The sequence below is a fragment of the Lysinibacillus sp. FW12 genome, assembly GCF_050817245.1.
GTDB lineage: Bacteria > Bacillota > Bacilli > Bacillales_A > Planococcaceae > Lysinibacillus > Lysinibacillus irui.
In genome coordinates this window covers 3,288,502-3,306,239 of record NZ_CP139094.1, presented here as the reverse complement: position 1 = coordinate 3,306,239, position 17,738 = coordinate 3,288,502, and the positions used below count along the sequence as shown (strand labels likewise).

Sequence of the window (17,738 nt, the reverse complement as noted above, 5' to 3'; positions counted from 1 at the left end):
AGACTCATTGCTAAAAGAAATATTATAGAAAACATCGATTCTAATAAAGGTTTGGGGAAAATTCCTAATTGTTTTTCGAGTCTTTTTTGTACACTAAAATAAAACTAGCATCGATACAAAAAAATTGACGGGTAAAAATTAAATAGATATTATGGATATATTAAGTCCTTAATATGGTGGTGATAAGATGAAGCTAACAAAAGCAACTAATTATGCTCTCCACACAATGCTATTTTTAGCTATTAATCCACCCAATGAGCATATTGGGGTGGCAAAATTAGCTGAACGACAAGAAGTTTCAACGACCTATCTATCTAAAATACTAACAAAGTTAGTAAAGTCAGGAATGATTGAATCTGTCTCAGGTGCAAATGGAGGCTATAAATTAAAAAGGGGATGGGAAAAACTTTCATTACTCGATGTTATAAAGGCCGTTGAAGGTTTGACCCCTATTTTTGATTATTGTTTGAATCATAATCCTGATTGTTTAATTCAAAAGGCGATTGAATCAGCTGAGGAAAAGCTGTTGGATGAATTGGATCACACACTAATTGTCGATCTAGCTAAAAAAATGAAGGAGGCATCACCTATGTAATGGTGATGTTTTTCACCCTAATTGTAGATATTAAAGGTCTTTAATATATTTTATGAAAATGGAGGAAAGCAGATGTATCAATACGATTGTATTATTATAGGCGGTGGGCCAGCTGGTTTAAGTGCCGCTTTAACTTTGGGTAGAGCACGAAGGAAAATACTTTTATTTGATAATGGAACAAATCGAAATCGTGTAACACAGGAGTCCCATGGATATGTAACAAGAGATGGAATAAAACCTCATGAATTTAAAGAAATTGCTATTACAGAATTGCAGTCTTATCCATCTATTTCAATTTCAGATCAGACAGTTATTGAGATAAAAAAAGATGATCAACAATTTGTAGTGAATACATCAAATAATATTTCATATCTGACTGAAAAAATATTATTAGCTACTGGTATACAAGAGGAGTTTCCCATACCACAAATCAGACAATATTATGGTAAGAGTTTATTCAGCTGTCCATATTGTGATGGTTGGGAGCTAAAAGATAAGCCATTAGCTATAATAGCAGAAAGCGAAGCACACATTAATCATATGACCAAGTTGCTGTATAATTGGTCACAGGACTTAATTGTATTTACAAATGGTCATCAACTTTCCGATATCATACAAAATGAATTTCAACGTAAAAAGATAATGGTATATACGGCTATTATAAAAAATTTACATGGAGACGAAGGTAATTTATACAGTATTGAATTGGAAACAGGTGAAAACATTGTAAGAAGTGGTGGTTTCGTAGTTCCAAGTTTTTATCGTCCAAATAATTTGGCTATACAGTTAAACTGTCAAGTTGATGAAAACGGAGGAATTATAACAGACAATGCAGGAAGAACAACAGTGAGTGGAGTATATGTTGCAGGTGAAACTGAAAAAGCAGGACCCTCTTCCTTGATGATTGCCGCGGCTGATGGCTTTAAAGCTGCTACAAGCATAAACTTAGATCTAACATTATTGAGATTTTAAATTAAAAGCTGATGAGTTGAAAATACAAACTCATCAGCTTTTGTTATAAAAGAGGTTTACATTTCTGATCGAAAGTTGTTACCTAGCTCGTTACCCAGACCAAAATAATGTCGGAAATTATAAATAAGAGGACTCCATTTATTGGGGTCGATATGATGATCTTTTATAATAATGTCCGTATGTGCATGTACATGTATCGTTTGAGTTTCAACGATTGCAAAATCCGGAGAATAATTAGGAATGCGTATATGTTTTACCTTTGCCTCAATTTGTATGGGGCACTCCATAATACGAGTAGGAATGACTGTTGTAGACTCAATAGGTGTTAATCCACTAATTGCAAACTTATCTTTTCTATAAGTAAAGCCAATCTGTTTCTTAAAATCTGGCACTATATTTTTTCCTGTATATGGGGCTAACTGTTCTACATTCTCCCATAGAGAGGGATCAGGAATATTAATAACACATTCGGGATGTCGTTCTAAATTTTCGATTGCTTTTCCACCAAGCCCTATACCTAAGACAATACAATCTCCTAATGCCCATGACGAGGATAATGGACTAATATTTACTGTTCCATCCTCATTCAACGTAGTCAGTAAAATTACTGGAAATCCATAATATAAAATTTTTGGGTTAATCATTTTTGTGTTTGGATTCGTTATTTGCATCTTTAGGTCCCCCTACAATCTGTTTTTATTTGCTAACTCATTGTAAAATAGAAATATTTCCATTTGCATCGAAGTGTCGATTACATAAATAACTATATTCTTTAAAGAATCTTAAGAATATGATGAAATTAATAAATCCAGCTACACTGGTGGGGCAGGGTTGCTAGAAAAAATGACTGCTAAAATAATAAATCTGTATTCTGAAGAGTAGTTAAAAAAATTTATGTTAATAATAGTACTAAAAGGACGTTAGTCAAATGTTCTTCAATTTTCTAATTGCATTTGTTCTTCCATGGCTTATTGCTTCCATGCATTTATTTAAAAAAGATAGTTTATTAATCGTATTAGTCGCCCCTTTTTCTAGTGTCCTAGCTTATTTTATAAATACCATGGCTTACAATTTTGGTTTTTGGGAGGTAGCCCCTTTTCCAGAGCAAAAAAATCTTGCTTCATTGCCTTCAGAGTTGGGGATTTACCCTGTATTAGCTTGTTACTTAGTTTTTCTTATAAGAAAGTTTAAAAGGACTTATATGGTTGTTGTAATAATGACCGTAATTACAACATGTTTAGAACAAATTTTTGTTCTTTTCGGGTGGATCATTTATGAAAATGGATGGAATATAGTGTATACATTATTCTCCTATCTGTTGCCCTATCTTGTCGTATATTGTTATTACAGATACTTAACAAAATTATCTATGTTTGAATAAAATTGAACCTATTGTTAACCTGTTTGTTTTTATTTAGAGAATGGTCATCTATTTATAGGATAAAGCCAGGGAGCTCATAGAATGAAGTGAGTTACCTGGCTTTTTCATATGTAGTAATTGATTGGTCGGTTTTCTGTGTAAGGAATAAGAATCTCGTGTTTTCTATTTTTGAGACTTATGACCTGGGTATATTATAACTTTTTTACATATCCAAGTACAAAACCGTTGTTATAAATAGGATAAGAACTATTTACCTACCTATGAAAATGCTACACGAAAAAGAAAATGTAATAATTTGTATTACATTAAATGATATCGGATTACTAAAGTGTTAATTATTGGTATGCCTTTGTTGCGATAGTATAATTTTTACCAAAAAATGTTGTTTCATTACAAAATGTGGATTAAAATGGGTATCAGCTCAAAATGGTTTATTGTGAAACTATTTTAAAATTGAGTTTGAAGTTTCTGATTATTGAAATTATGGAGGAAGAAATGAAAAAGAACTTATTATTATTACTGTCACTTACTTTCGCTATCGCTGTTATTCTTAGTGGATGTGGAAAAAGTGAGGAAGAAGCGAAGAAAGACAATGATGCGAAAAATACGCAAGAGGAACAAGGACAGGAAAAAGAACATTCAGATAAAAATGAGGAAGATAAGAAAGAAGAAGAACCAACTAAGGAATCAGCAGATATTACTTCTTTAATCTCTTATATGGAAGAGGAAACACAAGGGACAGCAAAAGTTCTTTATGAAAATAAAGAGCCACAAGTCCATAAAATGGAGGATGTTTCAATTTCTCTTGATAGCTACTCGTTAGTTGAATTAAAGGACTTCCACACTGATTTTGCTATTCCATTTAACGATGAAACAAATGGTGGGGTTATTTTAGCAAAATATACAGTGAAAAATGACATGGATAAAGATGTCTACTATATGCCAAGCTTAGATATTACTTATACAGGAGCACCTAAATACTATACTAATTATAAGGATTTAATTCCAGAGGATCAGCAATTGCCTACAAAATTAAACTATCAAACAGGTTATGAGCTGAAAGCTGGTGAAGAGGTAACTGGCTACATTGCATATCCATTCGGAGAAAGTCATTTAGCGAAAATCAATGAGTTAGGTACAGTTACAGTAATGGTTCCACTACCAATTACAGAGAAAGATAAATATGATACGTCTATTGGTTCAGAAGGCCGATTTAATTTAGCAATTAATGCACAAGGTTCTGAGAAGGTTTCTAGTAACGCTGCGTTCTATCAAGATAAAGCAACGATGGACAACATGGGTGAAAAGAAAATGCTGAAGGAAAAAAGTAATATCAACGACAGCAAACCAATTGGTGATGTCAATGCAGTGTTAGAAGGGTATCAATTTACTGCATTTACCCCAAATGAAGTGGAAGCACCACGTTTTTCTAATTTCACAAATGGCGTAACATTATTAACAGTTAAATTTAAATTAGACAATAAAACGACAAGTGAAATTGGTTTATCGTCTTTGTCCTCAAAATTAACAGTGAATGATGGCACTCAATATTTATTGGATGAAGGAATGCTATTAAATTATGGCTATAAAGATGTCATTAAAGCTGGTGAAACGGGTGAACTATTACAAATCTATGTGCTAGATCAAGAGCAGTATGAAAAGATTTGGAAAGATAAAGCCTTTGAAATTGAATTAGGTCCAATTCGTAACCAAGGAGCAGAGGATATTTCTAAAGGGAAAAAAGCAACGTTTATTCTACCAAAATAAAAAACTAAGAGGAAGGCATGAGTCCATTACAGGGCTTAAGCCTTTTTTTGTTTAAAAGATCGTTGAAAAAAATAGAACCTTTAATTAATACAATTAGGACCCTATCAAACATATAGTAGACAGTTTGTTGTTATATTAAGAAAGTATGGAACGTAAATACTTTTTCTACATGAAATCTCTTAAACATGTAAATATTATCTAACTTTTGTCATCAAGTAATCAAACACTCCTATATTTTGGAATTTTTTAATGAAGAAATTACCTACATAACCAATACAGTATTAATATTACCTTATTTTTAGCATTTATTTATTGGTAATGTAGTTATAATATTGTCTTGTAAAGCAAATTACAGTTGGATTGGGATATTTAATCTTGGAAACTTAGGAAGATTGCTTTACATATAATTGGTTGTAATTATTATTTGCGAGAACAAATTATACATATTTTAAAAACTAAATAGAGCGATAATATTGTTTTCACAGAATAATATAATTTATTAAAATTCTGGAGGAATATACTATGACAAAACAAAACAAAGGTCGTAAATTTTTCGTAACTACTGCTACTGCAGCATTAGTAGCATCAGCAATCGTGCCAGTAGCATCAGCTGCTGAATTTAACGATGCAGATAGCATTTCATCTTGGGCTAAAGAAGCAGTTCAATTTTTAACTGACAAAGGCTTCATCCAAGGCGATGAAAAGGGGAACTTCAACCCAGCTGGTACTCTAACTCGTGCAGAAGCTGCTGAAATCTTATCAAAAGCATTAGACTTAAAAGCAACAGGAACTGAAGATTTTTCTGATGTAGATGAAAATGACTGGTTCTATAATGCAGTACTTGCAACTTCACCTGAATTATTTGACGGTATGGGCAATGGTAAATTTGAACCGAAAGCTCAATTAACAAGAGAACAAGCTGCGAAAGTAATCGTAGAAGGATACCAATTAACAGGTAAAGCGGATTTAAGCCAATTCGCGGATGCTTCTAAAGCTTCTAAATGGGCTGTATCTTACTTAGAAACAGCTGTAGAAAACGGCGTAATCAACGGTAAAGGTTCATTATTAGCTCCACAAGATAAAATTAGCCGTGAAGAATTCGCTACAATGGTAAAACGTACAATTGATGCAACAGTAAAAGAGGTAACTCCAGCTGTAGCTTCTGTACAAGGACTTAATGCAAAAGAGCTTGAAGTAAAATTCACCACAGCTGTTGATGCAAAAGATGCTGCTGTGACAGGTAAATATGCGATTGAAGGTGTAGCGATCACAAAAGCAGAAGTATCTGAAGATGGCATGTCTGTTATTTTAACAACTAATAAAGAATTAAAATTAACAAATGGTAAAGTAACTGTTAAACCAATCCAAACAAAAGCAGATACTAAAGTTTTAACTGAAGAGTTTAACAAATTAATCACATTTGCAGACACAACACCTGTTAACGTTAACTCTGTAGAAGCAAAAGGCACTACAGCAGTAATCACTTTCGATGAGCCTGTACAAAGTGAAGGAACAGTAAGCTTAAATGGTGCTGAACTTTCTAAAGATCGTTATACTTTATCTGGTAAAACTTTAACTATCAAAGGTTTAACTGCCGAGCAAGCTTATAAAGTAGATATCGTAGGTGCAACTGACTTCGCTAATAATATTGCAAATCCAATTGCTGTGAATTTCACAGTTCTAAAAGCAGACGCTGATAATTCAAAACCAACTGTTTCTACAGCAGTAAACGGTACAGAAATTACGTTTGATTTCTCAGAAGAATTAAAGAAACATGATTTTGTTGTTGATAAAGAGACAACTATTAAAGGGTATGCAAAAGTAACTGTTGGATCAACTGTTTTCTATTTAACAGATGCTGATATTAAAGATACAGAGGATAAAACTGTATTCACGATTGATGCAAAATCAGCATTAGGTACAGCTACATTCATTAATACAAACATTAAAGTAGAGGGACAAAAAGATTTAGCTGGTAATGCTGGAGATGCATTTGAGTTTAATGCTATTCTATCAAAAGATTTAACACCTGCTTCACTTGTATCTGCTTCTACTAAAATGTTAGTAGCTGATGATGTAAATGCTACTACAGATGTTGATGCACTATACCTTACATTTAGTGAGCCAGTAAAAGTAGATGGCACTTTAACAGTTAAAACGCAAAACGGTATTGCTTACACTACTGGAAAAGAAACAGCAGTAAAAGCAGACGCTGGTTTCGATGTAGATGGTAACGGTAAAATTGAGGGTGCAGAGAAAAACACTGTAAAAGTTGACATTGATTTAGATAGCAATTCATCTTATACATTTGAATTATCTGCAAAAGCAGTGACAGATTTAGCTGGCAACGTGACTGCAGATACAGTTACTTTCAATGTAACAACAGGCGTGTTTGAAGCTACACCTGAAACACCTACAGATTCATTAGTATTTGGAGCTACACCAGTTGTTGTAACAGATAACAATGTATTCACTGTTGAATATGCTGCAGATGTAACTGCAACAGCAACAAATGCTGCTAACTACACACTTGGAGGAAAAGAACTTCCTGCTGGTACTCAACTTCAGTTTGTAGATGGTACTAAAAAAGTAAGATTCACTTTACCTGAAGGTTCTATCACTGCTAATGGTAATTATGTACTTGAAGCTATCAATGTAGTAGATACAAAAGGTAACACTCTTAAAGGTGGAAAAGTGACAACTCTAGTAGCACTTAAAGAAAATGTTGTACCTGTTGCTACTAAAGTAACTGCAGTAGATAGCAAAACATTTACAGTAGACTTCTCTGAAAATATTGCTGACCAAGCTGCACCAACAGGAGTAACAGTTAAAATTGCTGGTTCAACTGTAGAACTTGCTTCTGCTAAAGTAGAAGGTGGTAAACTTACTGTAACAACTAAAGCTGACTATACATTAACAGACAGCATTGTAGTTGAATTCAAATCAACAAACTTAGTTGACGCTAATAACAACAAAGTGAAAGACGGATCTATTGCTAAATAATTAAACCGTTCAAATTTTGAAACCCCTGTAGAGAATAATTCTACAGGGGTATTATTATTAGTTTCTTCTATAATATAGGGGGTTAATTCAAACGATAGCTTTCAATTATTCATGTGAATGACCGTATATTTAATAAATTATTTGTAAGGAAACTTCTTCGGAATTGGTCCAAACGCAATCCAATGATAGTTAAAAAATCTGCCTATCAATAGCACAAGAATCCATGGGATAAATAGGGCAAAGATAAAGCCCCCAACACTCCATAAATGAAAGATAATACTATTGCCACTTAAATTGATTTGTCTATAAAGGAAAAGGAAAAGTGGATGCAAGAGATAGACACCAAATGAAACTGTTCCTAGATTGATTAAGACATTTACAAAGCCTTGGTTCCATTTATCATAGATCCAGAAGGATAGTTGTAATAAGACAATACAAGCAGTCAAAGATTGTAGCTGAAAAACTAGTTCAAAGATGATGCTGTTCGTTAAATAGGTTTGAGACGAAAAGACAAAGTAATATAAATAAACATTATATATAGTAGAAATAAGCCAGATTGCCCATATAAAAAGGGTTGGTATCGGGAAATTTTCTTTCTTTAAATGGAGCCATTTTTTATATTGTTCAAAATAGATACCTAAAAATGCACCGGCTAAGAAATAAAGAATATACGAGAAAGAGATACTGCCTCTATAGGGATACTGCCAAAACTCAGCATTTAATAGAATAAAGACCCATTGAAGGGCAAAGCCAATCCAAATTAAATGAGGAGATAGGGCTGGTTTTTTCTTTAACATATACAGGAAGAGTGGGAACATGAGATAGAACTGCACAATAATAAAAATATAGTATAAATGTGTGTACGCTTTCCCAATCAAAAGCTTCTTAAGAAATTCCACACTAAATAGAGCATTCCATGTTACTACTAAATCACGTGACACAAAAAATTGCGAAGCTGCATAGTAGAAAATAGAAAAAAAGAGGTAAGGAATGAGTATTTGTGTTACTCTCTTCTGATAAAAACGAACGATAAGCTCTTTTGTTAAATCTTTTTGTATATAATTGTAAAATAAAACAAAGCCACTTAAGAAAATAAAAACTGGCACAGCGAATTTCGGGAAAATATTAAAAAATACATAAAGTGGATAAAGTTTCGAATCACTTGATAAAACTGTAACAGGTGTACTGGTTGAATGAATGAGAAGTACAGCTAGAATGGCTAATGCTCTTGTGATATTTAATTCATTAATATGTGCTCGCTTCATACGATCATCTCCAAATATTGATTATAGTGTTGACTTCCCATATTGCTACATACATACTCTATTGTTATGCGAATAAGTGCTAAATTAGACAATCTTAATCATTAGTATTTGAAATAGATGGGCATCTATGACTAACTATAGGGAGCTATTATGTCAGGCAGATGTCAGCAATAAAAAAAGTTACCACGCTCTTTATGCGCAGTAACTTCCGTGTCATAAAACTATAATGTTTGGAAATGGAATGGAGAGCAGTTCATATACCTAATTACATTGTAACCAGGAATCTCCCTCTCGCTTGCCCTTTCAGTAAAACTGGTAAAACATCAGGTAGTTGTTGCAACGTTACCTCTCGCTGAATGAAGTTAGCAATATTAGCAGGTTTAAAATCAGTTGCTAAACGATCCCAGATCTTTAATCGAATGTCCATTGGGCAATAAACAGAATCAATTCCAAGTAAATTTACCCCTCTTAAAATGAAGGGGAATACGCTTGTCGGAAGCTGTGTACCTGCTGTTAAACCGCTACTTGCAACAGCTCCTCCATATTGAATTTGGCTTAATAATGAAGCTAGTGGCTCTCCTCCAACAGAATCGACAGCAGCAGCCCATTTTTGTTTGCCTAATGCTCTAATCTTTCCATCAAAAACTTCTTCACGATTCACGATAGTGGTAGCTCCAAGTTTACGCAAATAATCATGTTCATCTTCTTTTCCTGTACTTGCTTCCACCTGATAGCCTAACGTAGAAAGAATAGCAACAGCGAAGCTTCCTACACCGCCTGTTGCACCCGTTACTAGGATTTTTCCTTTTTCAGGATGAATAGCATTGTCCTCTAATTTTTGGATAGACAATGCGGCTGTAAATCCTGCAGTACCAATCACCATTGCCTCTTTAAGGGAAAGGCCTTTTGGAAGGGGCACTATCCATTTTGCTGGGATACGGGCATACTCACTGAAGCCTCCAAAATGAGATACACCTATTTCATAGCTAGTGGCAATGACTTCATCGCCTTCGTTAAAGCGAGGATCTTCAGAGGAAACAACAACTCCTGCTAAATCAATACCAGGTACAAATGGATAGGAAGTAACGATTTTACCATCAGGGATGGAAGCAAGACTATCTTTATAATTAATACCGGAATAACTAACTTTAATTAATACCTCACCTTGGGGTAAATCTTCAAAAGTTAAATTGTTCACTTTCACTGTAAAATCGTGGTCTTTATTGACTACTAATGCCTGAAAATTTTCTACTGTCATTGTAACGTCCTCCTACAATTAAATTCCATTAAACAGTATCAAAATTATTCTGACCGGTCAATATAAAATTGGATTTTATCTATTAATCCTGTATAATGGCTTTTATTACGTCATCGGAGGCTCGTATGAAAAAGAAAGAGGAAGAACGAAAAAAGCAGATTATGAATGCAGCCTTTCATGCTGTTTCAAATTTAGGCTATGATAAAGTCACACTACAGGACATAGCAAACCATGCTAATGTTTCTAAAGGGGTAGTACACTACTACTTTACAAGCAAACAAAACATTTTATTAGAATTACTAGAATCCACTACAAGCAAAATTTATCGCTTTGAAATACAAGAAATAGGCAAGTACCATTCAGCGATAGAAAAGCTTCAAGCCTATGTAAACGCTGTTTTTGTGTCGCCCCAAGATAATAAAAAATTTTACAGAGTATATTTAGATTTTTTGGCCCAGGCAAACGGTAATGAAGACTATAAAAGAATTAACTTGAAATTTTATGAAAATTGCTGGGGAATTGGCCAAGAAATCATTGAACTAGGAAAAGGTGAGGGTGTATTTAGGGAAGACATCGATCCATTAACATATGCTAAAGTGATAAGGGCGATAATTGATGGATCATTAATTCAATGGTTGACATGTGATATAGAAGAACAACATACGTTTTATAAAGATATATGTTTTAATAGTATTTTAAAATTATTAAAGTAGAAAATGAAAGTAACTTTTAAAGCCTTACTAACTATATTGTAAGGCTTTTTTTCTGTCTCAAAACGATAATTTGTTAATCGGAGCTTTCCCACTCTGTATACAAAATTGGATATGGTTTCAATATTTTTCTAATATATAGTACTTAACCCTTAAATTACTGAGCTAATTTTCTTAAAAATCTATAAAAATAGAACAGTTTTAATTTTTTATTTTGAAATTTCTAACAAAAAAACGCATTAATTTGGTAAAAAAAGTATCCTTATTCACTGAAACCGTTTTTATACATTCATTTATACAAGAAAATATCTATGTTTTTAATAATTTAAACTGTATAAAAATTTAAAATAATGTCGAGTTGAGTCAAAATCCCATTTTCTTTATACTGTGAAAGTAATTATCGGAGAGGAGAAAACATCATGAACAAAGAAGTGACAATTATTGGGGTACCCATGGATTTTGGCCAAACTAGAAGAGGGGTAGACATGGGACCAAGTGCTATTAGATATGCTGGATTAACAGATCGACTTGAAGGCCTTGGTTATTCGATTTATGACGAAGGGGATTTAAATATTGAAATAGTAAATGAAGAGAAAGAAGCCGAAGAAAAGACAAACTTAAAAAATTTAAAAACTGTAGCAGATAGTAATGAAAAGCTAGGTCAAAAAGTAGATCGCGAAATTTCTTTAAATCGTTTTCCTTTAGTTTTAGGTGGAGATCACAGTATTGCTATTGGAACATTAGCAGGTGTTTCAAAGCATTATGAGAATTTAGGTGTCATTTGGTACGATGCCCATGGAGATCTCAACACTGGTGAAACATCTCCTTCAGGAAATATTCACGGGATGTCTTTAGCTGTAAGTTTAGGACTTGGTCATCCTGCACTGACAAATATCGGGGGTTATGCACCAAAAGTTAAACCTGAAAATGTTGTCATTATTGGTGCTCGTGATTTAGATCCAGGTGAGAAAAAGCTAATTAAGGAAATTGGTATTAAAGTATATACGATGCACGAAATTGATCGTTTAGGTATGACAACAGTAATTTCGGAGACGATTGAATATTTAAAGGAACGTACAGACGGTGTCCACCTTTCATTAGATTTAGATGGGCTTGATCCAAACGATGCACCAGGAGTAGGGACGCCAGTTGCGGGTGGAATTAGTTACCGTGAAAGCCATTTAGCTATGGAAATGCTATCAGAGGCAAATATTATTACTTCTGCAGAGTTTGTTGAGACAAATCCTGTATTAGATCAATATAATAAAACGGCAGTCGCTGCTGTAGCTTTAATCAGCTCTTTATTCGGAGATACACTACTCTAAACAAAATCTTAAAGAGGAAGAACTTTTCTTAGATTAATAGTCACCACAACCAAATGTAAGAAAGTAGCTCTCCCTAAATTAAGTTTACAATAGAAACGGCGAATGCTCTAGCTATTCAATGGTATTTATTTTGTCAGAAAATTGACAGTTCGTAAAATATACTAAATTATTATCCTATTAATTATTAAAATTTCTATTAGTTATCTTTCTTGCACGAAAAAAAGAAAGTGCTTACAAGATAATTAGTGTAAGGAGCTTCTTATGGCATCAGAACAATATGAATTAAAAAGAAGTATGAAAGCAAGACATTTATTTATGATCTCACTTGGAGGATGTATTGGAACTGGTTTCTTTCTTGGATCAGGTTACACAATTAACCAAGCTGGACCATTAGGTGCCATTTTAGCCTACTTAGTAGGTGGAGCAGTTATGTATTTAACTATGCTATGTTTGGGTGAATTGTCTGTTGCGATGCCAGTATCCGGTTCATTCCAAACATATACGACGAAGTTTATTGGCCCTGCAACTGGTTTTGCTGTTGGATGGTTGTATTGGTTAGGATGGGCAGTAACTGTGGCCCTTGAATTTTTAGGTGCTGGACAACTTATGCAAAGGTGGTTTCCTGAATCACCAGTATGGATGTGGTGTCTACTATTTGCTGCCCTGCTCTTTGTATTAAATGGATTATCAGCAAAAGCATTTGGTGAAGCAGAATTTGTCTTCTCAAGTATTAAAATATTGGCCATCCTAATGTTCCTTGGGGTTGGCGGAGCGGCAATGTTTGGTCTAATCGATATGAAAGATGGATCAAATGCCCCATTCCTTTCTCATTTTTATGAGGGTGGACTTTTTCCAAATGGTGTAACAGCACTGTTAATTACAATGATAACAGTGAATTTCTCATTCCAAGGGACGGAGTTAATTGGTATTGCGGCTGGGGAAAGTGAAAATCCTGAAAAGACAATCCCTAAATCGATTAAACAAACAGTTTGGCGCACGCTATTCTTCTTTGTTTTATCAGTCGTTGTGCTTGCTGGAATGATTCCTATGGATAAAGCTGGTGTTGTTGAAAGTCCATTTGTTGTTGTACTGGATAGTATAGGTATTCCTTATGCAGCAGATATTATGAACTTTGTTATTTTGACAGCCTTATTATCTGTTGCGAACTCTGGTCTCTATGCAGCAACGCGTATGCTTTTCTCTCTTTCTGTTGAAAAGATGGCAAGCCCTTTATTAGGGAAGGTTAATAAAAGAGGGATTCCAATGAATGCCTTATTGATTACACTTGCTGTGGCTGGTTTATCACTACTTTCAAGTGTATTCGCCGCAAAAACAGTATTTGTTTGGCTACTCTCCCTAGCAGGGTTAGGTGCACAAATTGGTTGGATTGCTATTACTGCTTCGCAAATTGCTTTTAGAAGATCCTATATCCGTCAGGGAGGAAAAGTAGAAGATTTAAAATTCAAAGCACCATTATACCCAGTAATTCCTATTTTAGGTTTGTTGGCAAACTGTATAGTTATGGCAAGTTTGGCTTTTGATCCTGCTCAACGATTAGCTCTTTATTGTGGAGGAGCATTCTTTGTTGGCTGTTATATCGTCTATTATTTAAAAGTGAAGAAAGTTGTGAACTTACAAATAAACCAACAAGAAGTACAACTAAAATTAGATCAAAAAATGTATCTTTAATGACAAGAGTGGCTGCATGTTGCGGCTACTCTTTTTTATTTGTTAAACCCATTTCCTTGCTAATCAGGAACAAGAAAGACGTAATTTGCAAAGAATAGTTGCAAAATAAAAAGAAAAAAATATCGTTTTTCGATAAAAAAATATTGAAATAGAATAATTAATCGTTTATTCTTCATACAAGAAGAAATTAAATTCTGACCAAGTTCATTGAGGTGGGTGCATGTTAAAGAAGCTTTTTAAAGATCTAGGAGTCTTTACTTATCATCAAGCATTATCTTGTATTTTTCCTGTTGTCATATTTATGACACTTGCACTTTCTAAAGCTATTCAAATTCCTGGCGTAGCAAGATACGACTTCATTCTGATCATCTGTCTTGTGACCCAATATTTAATGTATAAATTTGGCTTAGAAACAAAGGATGAAATAAAAGTAATCTGTCTGTTTCATATTATTGGCCTTGTGCTAGAGCTCTATAAAGTGAATTTTAATTCGTGGTCCTATCCTGAAGAAGCATGGACAAAAATAGCAGGTGTGCCATTATACAGTGGTTTCATGTATGCCAGTGTAGCCAGTTACATTTGCCAGGCATGGCGTCGCTTTGATTTGAAAATCGTCAGATGGCCCAAAAGTTATGTAGCCATTCCTCTTGGTGCCATGATCTACTTAAATTTTTTTACCCATCATTTTATATATGATTTTAGGTGGGTATTAATGGCTTTACTTTTTATAGTGTTTTATCGAACAGCTGTCAAATTTACAGTACGAGACTCTATCTATAAAATGCCTATCGTTGGGTCATTCTTTTTGATTGGTTTTTTCATTTGGATTGCAGAAAATATCGCCACTTTCTTTGGGGCATGGTCCTATCCTAACCAAGAAGTATCGTGGAAGATCGTTCATTTTGGTAAAATCAGCTCTTGGTTTCTGCTGGTAGTCATTAGCATTATGATTGTTGCACAGCTTAAATTATTTTATCGCGATGCAGGTGAGGATGAAAAAAAGACAAAAAGAAAGGCTTGAGAAATTTTTAACTAAAGACTTCTAAAAGAGCACAATTAAATAGAAGAAATTTCTATGGTTTTTAGTTGTACCCATTCCTTTTCATTAAACTGTCTCTTTTTTAGTGATAACACCTACTGTAGACTCCTTTTATAAGATATAAGGGGGACATAAGGATGGACAAAGACATTCGAATGAAGAACAGAGCTTGTATAGATGAACATCACATAAAACAATTTTTAGAGCACGCACAAACCGCTTTTCTAGGTTTAGTGGATCAACATATCCCATATGTTATTCCGTTAAATTATATCTTCAAAGATGGTAGTTTCTATTTCCATGGTGCCAATGAAGGAAGAAAAGTAGCCATACTGACGACCAATCCGAATGCTTGTATTACCATATGTGAAAGCTATGGAACAATGGTAGATCCCATTCCAGCTAAGACGGATACAGCTTATATGAGTGTCATCGCCAATGGTGAGGTCGAAATTGTCACAGATATCAATGAGGCAACAGTTGCTATGCAGGCAATGCTTAATAAATATGTGCCAGACTATTACCAAGCCCCATTGTCAAAATCACATATAGAAAAGTATCAATCATCTTTAGGTAGCAAAACGCTTGTATTAAAAGTGAGACCAAACAATCTAACTGCAAAAGAACATAAACTTAATGAACAAATGCAATATTATCCTGGGAGAGTTGTGACACAGGACCTGAACAGAAAATCCTCTCCTCTAGCAATCAATTAAATTTAAAAGTAGATTTAGGGAAAACATATTTTTCTAAATCTACTTTTTTATTTGTCCACAAGACATTTTCTTATTAATAGATATAACTACTAGTAAATGCTATAATGCCTGTGAAAAATCCATTAGCATCAGGGTGGTAGAAGGAGAGAGGCATTTATTGAATATTTTAGTTGTAGATGATGAAAAAGAAATTGCAGATTTAATTGAGCTTTATTTAAAAAATGAAAATTACCATGTGTTTAAGTATTATAATGCCCAAGAGGCTTTGGCATGTATTGAGCGCGAAAATGTGGATTTAGCTGTTTTAGATATTATGATGCCAGATATCGACGGCTTTACTATTTTACAAAAAATACGAGAAAGATTTAATTTTCCAGTGATTATGCTTACGGCAAAGGAAGAAGAGATCGATAAAATAAATGGATTTTCTTTAGGGGCAGATGATTATATAACAAAGCCTTTTCGTCCATTGGAAATGGTTGCTCGTGTAAAGGCACAAATACGGAGATTTACATTGTATAACCAAGGTTCAAAGCAAAACGAGGATATCATTGATTTCGCAGGTTTGATGATCAACAAGAATACAAGACAAGTCTTTTTAAATGAAAGACCATTATCCCTCACACCCACGGAATTCGCGATTTTATGGTACTTATCTGCAAATCGAGGGAAGGTTATTAGTTCAGAGCAATTATTTCAAGAAATTTGGGGAGAAAAGTACTTTAATAGCAATAACACTGTAATGGTTCACATTCGGCATTTACGAGAAAAAATGAAAGATTCTGTGGACAACCCAAAATTTATTAAAACCGTATGGGGAGTGGGGTATACCATTGAAAAATGAGTTTGGCAGACTGAAGAGAAAAATGGTAGTACAAATTATTATTATCCTTCTCTTAGCGATCATCATAGGTTTATTTATAAATTTTGCATTCATTGATGGAGTCTTGCAAGCTCCTTTTGCAGATGCCTTTGTTGACTTTTGTGAAAAAGTCTTGCAGCTCGATTATTTTGCTGCACAAAATGCCTACAATGTGTTATTCCAACAAAATAAACCCCTTTGGCTTGCTATCGGTTTTATTGTATTATTATTAATCATTTTTTATATTGCCTTATCTCGCTTTACTCGTTATTTTCATCAAATTAGTACGAGTATCACAATGCTTGCCGATGAGTCAGATAAGGAAATTCAACTTCCCGAAGAGCTTGATTTCTTGGAGAAAAAACTAAATGATGTGAAAAATAAATTAGAAAAACGTGCGAGAGATGCTCAAGAAGCGGAACAACGTAAAAATGATCTAGTTGTCTATTTAGCGCATGATATTAAAACACCCTTAACATCCATTATTGGCTACTTAAGCCTTTTAGATGAGGCAAGGGATATGCCTATTGAGCAAAAAGAGAAATATGTTGCGATTACGCTAGAAAAGTCAAATAGACTAGAACAATTAATTAACGAGTTTTTTGACATAACAAGATTTAATTTACAATCCATCGTTTTAGAAAAAGACCTTATTCCTCTAAATTATATGCTAATGCAAGTAGCTGATGAATTTTACCCATTGCTTGCACCAAAAGGGCAAAAAGCGGTTGTCAAAATAGATGAAGAAATTAATATATATGCAGATGGTCATAAATTAGCAAGGGTATTTAATAATATTTTAAAAAATGCCATTGCCTATAGTGATTCAAATAGTACAATTGAAATTAGTGCAAAAAGCGAAAACAATCAAACGTATATTTCGTTTACTAATACAGGAAAGACAATTCCTCCTGAAAAATTGAACATGATATTTGAAAAGTTTTACCGTTTAGATAATGCTAGGTCTACACAAACAGGTGGAGCTGGTCTTGGTTTAGCCATTTCAAATGAAATTGTCCAAGCCCATGGCGGGACCATTACGGCAACTTCTAATAATGGGAAAACAGTTTTTACTGTGATGATTCCAACGAATTCTTAAGAAACCTTAAGAATTCACTAATAGTTAATTAAAAAAAAGCTCCTTTTTTTATGGTTG

The 17,738-nt window shown here is 33.9% G+C and carries 15 protein-coding genes; 12 read left to right on the top strand and 3 right to left on the bottom strand.

Features of this window, described 5'->3' with window-relative positions; all coding sequences use genetic code 11:
• The first annotated feature begins 187 nt into the window (after nucleotides 1–187).
• A complete protein-coding gene (locus SJW71_RS17180) occupies nucleotides 188–595 on the top strand; it encodes an Rrf2 family transcriptional regulator (RefSeq protein WP_312505733.1) in 408 nt (135 codons plus the stop codon).
• Between the two features lie 72 nt (nucleotides 596–667).
• Nucleotides 668–1,567, top strand: coding sequence for an NAD(P)/FAD-dependent oxidoreductase (locus SJW71_RS17175; RefSeq protein WP_313470318.1), 900 nt, complete (start codon nucleotides 668–670; stop codon nucleotides 1,565–1,567).
• 56 nt (nucleotides 1,568–1,623) lie between these two features.
• Here SJW71_RS17175 and SJW71_RS17170 read toward each other — a convergent pair whose 3' ends face one another.
• Entirely contained in the window at nucleotides 1,624–2,238 is a 615-nt protein-coding gene (locus SJW71_RS17170) for a flavin reductase family protein (RefSeq protein ID WP_312505729.1), read from the bottom strand.
• 257 nt (nucleotides 2,239–2,495) lie between these two features.
• Between SJW71_RS17170 and SJW71_RS17165 the strand changes: the two genes are divergently transcribed.
• The 3 genes from SJW71_RS17165 (at nucleotide 2,496) to SJW71_RS17155 (ending at nucleotide 7,718) form a co-directional block, all read left to right on the top strand.
• Nucleotides 2,496–2,948: a CBO0543 family protein gene (locus SJW71_RS17165; RefSeq protein WP_313470315.1), complete on the top strand. Its 453-nt coding sequence runs from the start codon at nucleotides 2,496–2,498 to the stop codon at nucleotides 2,946–2,948.
• 495 nt (nucleotides 2,949–3,443) lie between these two features.
• On the top strand, nucleotides 3,444–4,715 hold the full coding sequence (locus tag SJW71_RS17160) for a DUF5068 domain-containing protein (RefSeq protein WP_274796275.1): 1,272 nt from the start codon (nucleotides 3,444–3,446) through the stop codon (nucleotides 4,713–4,715).
• Between the two features lie 522 nt (nucleotides 4,716–5,237).
• Nucleotides 5,238–7,718 (top strand): S-layer homology domain-containing protein, encoded by a 2,481-nt coding sequence (locus tag SJW71_RS17155; RefSeq protein WP_431811259.1) that lies wholly within the window; start codon nucleotides 5,238–5,240, stop codon nucleotides 7,716–7,718.
• 137 nt (nucleotides 7,719–7,855) lie between these two features.
• Here SJW71_RS17155 and SJW71_RS17150 read toward each other — a convergent pair whose 3' ends face one another.
• Both SJW71_RS17150 and SJW71_RS17145 read right to left on the bottom strand, forming a co-directional pair.
• Nucleotides 7,856–8,983 (bottom strand): acyltransferase, encoded by a 1,128-nt coding sequence (locus SJW71_RS17150; protein WP_431811258.1) that lies wholly within the window; start codon nucleotides 8,981–8,983, stop codon nucleotides 7,856–7,858.
• 265 nt (nucleotides 8,984–9,248) lie between these two features.
• Entirely contained in the window at nucleotides 9,249–10,241 is a 993-nt protein-coding gene (locus tag SJW71_RS17145) for an NADPH:quinone oxidoreductase family protein (protein WP_322610395.1), read from the bottom strand.
• A 125-nt stretch (nucleotides 10,242–10,366) separates the two neighbouring features.
• On the opposite strand from SJW71_RS17145, the gene SJW71_RS17140 reads away from it, so the two are divergent.
• From SJW71_RS17140 to SJW71_RS17110, 7 genes are all read left to right on the top strand, one after another.
• Nucleotides 10,367–10,954, top strand: coding sequence for a TetR/AcrR family transcriptional regulator (locus SJW71_RS17140; protein ID WP_274796279.1), 588 nt, complete (start codon nucleotides 10,367–10,369; stop codon nucleotides 10,952–10,954).
• Nucleotides 10,955–11,370: 416 nt separating this feature from the next.
• On the top strand, nucleotides 11,371–12,276 hold the full coding sequence (gene rocF, locus SJW71_RS17135; protein WP_431811257.1) for an arginase: 906 nt from the start codon (nucleotides 11,371–11,373) through the stop codon (nucleotides 12,274–12,276).
• Between the two features lie 261 nt (nucleotides 12,277–12,537).
• The gene (locus tag SJW71_RS17130) at nucleotides 12,538–13,965 is read left to right on the top strand and encodes an amino acid permease (RefSeq protein ID WP_274796281.1); all 1,428 of its coding nucleotides are present in this window, start codon (nucleotides 12,538–12,540) and stop codon (nucleotides 13,963–13,965) included.
• Nucleotides 13,966–14,185: 220 nt separating this feature from the next.
• A complete protein-coding gene (locus SJW71_RS17125; protein WP_274796282.1) occupies nucleotides 14,186–14,986 on the top strand; it encodes a DUF817 domain-containing protein in 801 nt (266 codons plus the stop codon).
• A gap of 155 nt (nucleotides 14,987–15,141) precedes the next feature.
• Nucleotides 15,142–15,720 (top strand): pyridoxamine 5'-phosphate oxidase family protein, encoded by a 579-nt coding sequence (locus SJW71_RS17120; RefSeq protein WP_431811256.1) that lies wholly within the window; start codon nucleotides 15,142–15,144, stop codon nucleotides 15,718–15,720.
• Nucleotides 15,721–15,877: 157 nt separating this feature from the next.
• Nucleotides 15,878–16,564, top strand: coding sequence for a VanR-ABDEGLN family response regulator transcription factor (vanR, locus tag SJW71_RS17115; RefSeq protein WP_274796284.1), 687 nt, complete (start codon nucleotides 15,878–15,880; stop codon nucleotides 16,562–16,564).
• 22 nt (nucleotides 16,565–16,586) lie between these two features.
• Entirely contained in the window at nucleotides 16,587–17,681 is a 1,095-nt protein-coding gene (locus tag SJW71_RS17110) for a sensor histidine kinase (protein WP_313470332.1), read from the top strand.
• Nucleotides 17,682–17,738: the final 57 nt, after the last annotated feature.